The following is a 1523-nucleotide window of genomic DNA, read 5'->3' as shown; positions in this document are numbered from 1 at the left end:
AGCCCCCTTCTTTACATATCAGATAGTGAAATCCTAAAATTAACGATGTGGTAATTATAGCTACTATAACTGATGGTTCAGTTTCAGGTAAATATACTCTAAACAACATTATAAAAGCAAATCCTACCCCCATCGATGTTAATATAACTGACTTATCTGTCCTGAATCCGAATATTGTTAGTAATAATACTGGAATTACCATAGCTACATAGAATCCTTTTGTGAATAAAATAATTTTCAGTAAATTATTCTCCAAAGATGCTAATCCTAGAGCTAATAACCCTAAAAAAAATGAAAAAGATTTAGCTGCATATAACTGATGCACAGGATTTTTACTGGGCCATAAATCATTGGCAAAAGTTACTGCTGAAGTATTTATATGAGAATCAGCTGTAGACATTGACATTGCTAATACCCCTATTATTAATATTCCTGCTATTCCAGAAAAAATTGAGTATTTATTTACTATTTCAGGTATTAGTTCTTTATAATTTAATTCAGGATTAATAATAAACAAAGACGTAGGTATAATAGCTATTAGACACAAACCAATAACCAACACAATAGCTGAAATGAAAATTGCACTCCGTATTTTAGTTAAGTTACTTGCCATTAATATTCTGTGAGCTGTTGGTGGTGATAGCAGAGCTCTTATGAAAAAAAATAACATCAGATTTATCGTATTCCAAAATGAGGTATTCTCGATAGTAAATATTTCATTTAAATTAAATTTTGGATATTGTAGCAATTTTGAAAAATAATTTGTACTACCTCCAGCGAATTGAAACATAATTAATCCAATAATGATGATAGATATTGACAAGGTAAGAAATTGTATAATATCAGTATATACCACTGCTTTTATTCCTCCTACAGCAGAATATAATGTTACTAATGAAGCCGCAAATACCAAAGAAAATATTGGGCTATTACCTGTAAAATATTCAAATATTTTACTAAAAACTTTAAATTGTACAGCTATTGCACCCACAGATCCTATGATAGTCACTATAGATATAATATATCTTGTTATTTGTCCGTAAGTTTTACTAACAGCTTCCGCCATTGATATATTGCCTAAAAAATCCTGCATCCTTGGCACTATGAAAAATGCCAATATGATTAGAGAGGAATAAGTGCTTAAAACTGTTATAAAATAATGCCAGCCATCTTTATAAACATTAGTGAGATTCAATGAAAACCCACTACCACTCAAATAGGTAGCAACAATAGTTGCGACTAGCGCTCCTGTAGAAAAATTTCTATTACCAAGAGCGAAGAATTTAAATGTCTTAACTGTGAAGATATTCTTAAGACCTGTCCAGCAGATTATACCAATAAATACTATTATTATTGATTTATCCGCAAACTCTAATGGGATTTTAATTGATTCCATTATATTATTTCCTTTTATTAGTAACTTAACCCGTAGATTATCTATTATTTTAATATCCACTACAATAGGATTTTAACGGTATTTAAATAATATATTAATAAATGTGGCTTTGTAACAATATATTTAG

The 1523-nt window shown here is 29.5% G+C and carries 1 protein-coding gene; it reads right to left on the bottom strand.

Going from position 1 to position 1523, the window contains the following annotated elements; translation table 11 throughout:
• A partial coding sequence (locus IHI24_RS04650; RefSeq protein ID WP_194966901.1) for a sodium:solute symporter family protein occupies nucleotides 1-1396 on the bottom strand: 1396 nt, incomplete at its 3' end.
• Nucleotides 1397-1523: the final 127 nt, after the last annotated feature.

Source organism: Rickettsia endosymbiont of Cardiosporidium cionae, from assembly GCF_015476335.1.
Lineage (GTDB): Bacteria > Pseudomonadota > Alphaproteobacteria > Rickettsiales > Rickettsiaceae > JADHZC01.
The sequence above is the reverse complement of the archived record's forward strand: the minus strand, read 5'-3'. Positions and strand labels throughout refer to the sequence as shown.